A 3,892-nucleotide genomic window follows, 5' to 3' on the forward strand; every position below is an offset into this window, starting at 1 on the left:
TGCGTCCCCTGCCCCGGGAACACCAGCACCCGACGGCCACCGGGCACGGCCACCCCGTCGACGGTCGTGTCACCGAGGAAGACCCGCCGGTGCTCGAACACCGACCGGCCCGTGGCGAGGGTGAACCCGGCGTCCAGCAGCTGGGTGTCGTCCCGCTCCATGCTCTTGCGCAGCCGTTCGGACTGCTCGTGCAGCCCGGCGGCCGTCCTCGCCGACACCACCAGCGGTACGACGGGCAGCTCGCGCACCGCCGCTTCGGCCGCTGCTTCGACTACCGCTTCGGCGGCCGGGGCCTGCTCCAGGATCACGTGGGCGTTGGTCCCGCTGACGCCGAACGCCGAGACGCCCGCGCGCCGGGGCCGGTCGCCTTCGGGCCACTTCCGGGTCTCGGTGAGCAGCGACACGGTGCCCGCGCTCCAGTCCACCTTCGAGGACGGCGCGTCGACGTGCAGGGTCTTCGGCAGCATGCCGTGCCTGAGCGCCATCACCATCTTGATGACGCCGCCCACCCCGGCGGCGGCCTGCGGGTGGCCGATGTTGGACTTGAGCGAGCCGAGCCACAGCGGCCGTTCGGCGGGGCGCCGGCCGTAGGTGGCGAGCAGGGCCTGCGCCTCGATGGGGTCGCCCAGCCGGGTGCCCGTGCCGTGCGCCTCCACGACGTCGACGTCCTCGGCCCCGAGACCGGCGTTGGCCAGTGCCTGGGCGATGACGCGTTCCTGGGACGGGCCGTTGGGTGCGGTGAGGCCGTTGCTGGCGCCGTCCTGGTTGACGGCGTCGCCCCGGATGACGGCGAGTACGGGGTGCCCGTTGCGCCGGGCGTCCGAGAGCCGCTCCAGGAGGAGCATGCCGGCGCCTTCGGCCCAGCTGGTGCCGTCGGCGGCGTCGGCGAAGGCCTTGCTGCGGCCGTCGGCGGCGAGGCCGCGCTGGCGGGAGAACTCCACGAAGAGACCGGGTGCCGCCATGACGGTGACACCGCCCGCCAGGGCGAGGTCGCATTCACCGGCCCTGACTGCCTGTGCGGCCAGGTGCAGGGCGACCAGCGAGGAGGAGCAGGCCGTGTCGACGGAGAGGGAGGGGCCTTCCAGTCCCAGCACGTAGGAGATGCGGCCGGACACGACGCTCGCCGACTTTCCGGTGAGCAGGTGTCCCTCGTGCTCCTGCGATGCCTCGTGGAGCCTGGAGGCGTATTCCTGGTGGGTGAGGCCCGCGTAGACGCCGGTGCGGGTTCCGCGCAGGGAGCGGGGGTCGATGCCGGCCCGTTCGAGGGCCTCCCAGGAGGTTTCCAGCAGGAGCCGCTGCTGCGGGTCCATGACCAGGGCCTCGCGGGGTGAGATCCCGAAGAAGTCGGCGTCGAACTCGGCGGCCTCGTGCAGGAAGCCGCCTTCACGGACGTACGTCGTACCGCGGCGGCCGGCTTCGGGGTCGGGTTCGTAGACGTCGTCCAGGTTCCAACCGCGGTCCGCGGGCGCGGCCCCGATCACGTCCCGCTCGTCCATGACCAGGTCCCACAGCGCTTCCGGGCTGTCGGCGCCGCCGGGGAAGCGGCAGGCCATGCCGACGATGACGACGGGATCGTCCTCGTCTGCGTGGGCAGGGGCAACGGCGGCAGGAGCCGTGACCGGCGCGGCCACGGCGTCGGCGCCCAGGAGGGTGCCGAGCAGGTGGGCGGCGAGCACCGACGGGTTGGGCCGGTCGAAGACGACGGTGGCGGGCAGGTTGAGCCCGGTGGCCCGGGCGAGGCGGTTGCGCAGTTCGAGGGCGGTGAGGGAGTCGAAGCCGGCGTCCTTGAAGGCCCGGTCGGGCCGGATGGCGTCGGTTCCGGGGTGCCGCAGGACGGCGGCGGCCTCGGTGCGGACCAGTTCCACGAGGACGCGGCCGCGTTCGGCTTCGGGGAGTCCGGCGAGCCGCCGGGCCAGTCCGTCGGCGGGTCCGGCGGCGGAGGCCGCAGTGGCACGCCCGCGCTCCTCCTCCAGGGCGCGCCGGGCCTCGGGCACCGTGTCGAAGACGTGGCCGGGGCGAAGGGCGGCGGTGCGAGGAGCGAACTCCGCCCAGTCGACGTCGACCACGGTGACGCAGACGTCCCCTTGGTCGAGCGCCCGGTGCAGGGCTTCGATGCCTTCCTCGGGGTCCATCGCCTTGATGCCGCGGCGTCCCAGGCTCTCCTCCCCCGCGCCTTCGGCCATGCCGCGCCCGCCCCACAGGCCCCAGGCGATGGAGGTGGCGGGCAGGCCTTCGGCCTTCCGCTGCTCGGCGAGGACGTCGAGCGAGGCATTGGCGGCGGCGTAGGCGGCCTGGCCCCCGTTGCCCCAGGTGCCGGTGACGGAGGAGAAGAGGACGAACGCGTCGAGTACGAGCCCCCGCGCGCGGGTGAGTTCGTGCAGGTGGCGCCCCGCGTCGGCCTTGGGGGCGGCGATCTCGCGGAAGCTGTCGCCGGAGATCGTGCCGATCACGCCGTCGTTGAGGACGCCGGCGGTGTGGAAGACGGCGGTCGGCGGGTGGGCCTCTAGGAGCGCGTCGAGCGCGGTGCGGTCGGAGACGTCACAGGCCGCGAGGGTGACGTCGGCGCCCAGGGCACGCAGTTCGGCGGCCAGTTCGAGCGCCCCGGGCGCGTCGGGGCCGCGCCGGCTGGTGAGGACGAGGTGCTCGGCCCCGTTGCGTACGAGCCAGCGTGCGACGTGGGCGCCGAGCGCGCCGGTGCCGCCGGTGACCAGTACGGTGCCTCGGGCGCGCCAGCGACTGCCGTCCGCTGCGGCAACGGCGGTCGCGGCGGCAGCGGTGGCACGGCTGATGCGGCGCCCGTACGTCCCGGAGGCACGGACGGCCACCTGGTCCTCGCCGTCGGTACGGGCGAGGGCCGCGGCCAGCCGGTCCCAGGCGCGGGCGTCGGGCAGGTCGGGGAGGTCTACGACACCGCCCCAGAGGGCGGGCAGTTCGAGGGCGGCGACCCGGGCGAAGGCCCACACCTGGGCGCCGATGTCGACCGGGAGCTCGCCGGGGGACACGGCGACGGCCTCGCGGGTCAGGGCCCAGACGCGGGCGGAGCCGGGGGCGGCGTCCTGAGCGGCCTGGACGAGCGCGAGCGTCGCGGGGAGCGCCTCGGGCGAAGACAGGAGGGAGAAGAGGGAGAGGATTCCGGTGGGGGCGTCGTCGCGGTGGGCGGCGAGTCGGGCGGAGAGCGCGGTGCGGGTGGCGGTGGCCGGGTCGATGGCCAGCCGCTCGGTGCGAGCGCCGTGACGGGTCAACGCGGCCTCGGCAGCCTCGACCAGGTCGGGGTCCAGACCCTGCGGGACGACGATGAGCCACCGGCCGTCCAACCGAGCCGCCGAACCGCCGGCCAGGCCCTTCCAGGTGGGCCGGTACCGCCAGGAATCAACACCGGCAGGAGCGGCCGGGGTGGTGGCGGGGGCGGACGGCTCCAGCCAGTAGTGGGCGCGCTGGAACGGATACGTCGGCAAATCCACCAGCCGGGCACCCGTGCCCTCGAACAGAGCCGACCAGTCGACATCCACACCCCGCACGAACAACTCGGCAGCGGAGATGAGGAAGCGTTCCAAGCCGCCTTCGTCACGACGCAGCGAGCCACCCGCCAGGACATCGGCGGTCTCCTGGATCCCCATGGTCAGCACCGGGTGGGCGCTGGACTCGACGAACGTGCCGAAGCCCTTGGCGACCAGGGAGCGAATCGTCTCCTCGAAGCGGACGGGCTGACGCAGGTTCCGGTACCAGTAGGCGGCGTCCAGGACCGGCTCCGACAGCAGCCCGCCCGTGACCGTCGAGTAGAACGGAACCGTCGGACGCTGCGGCCGGATCGGTCCCAGCACCTCCAGCAGCTCGGCTTCGATCCGCTCGACGTGAGCCGAGTGGGAGGCGTAGTCGACGGGCACCTGGCGGG

At 74.0% G+C, this 3,892-nt stretch carries 1 protein-coding gene; it reads right to left on the reverse strand.

Features of this window, described 5'->3' with window-relative positions:
* Window positions 1-3,892: type I polyketide synthase (locus IE207_RS32745; RefSeq protein WP_190187969.1), on the reverse strand; the 3,892-nt coding region annotated here is incomplete at both ends.

Source organism: Streptomyces cirratus (genome assembly GCF_014650775.1).
Taxonomy (GTDB): domain Bacteria; phylum Actinomycetota; class Actinomycetes; order Streptomycetales; family Streptomycetaceae; genus Streptomyces; species Streptomyces cirratus.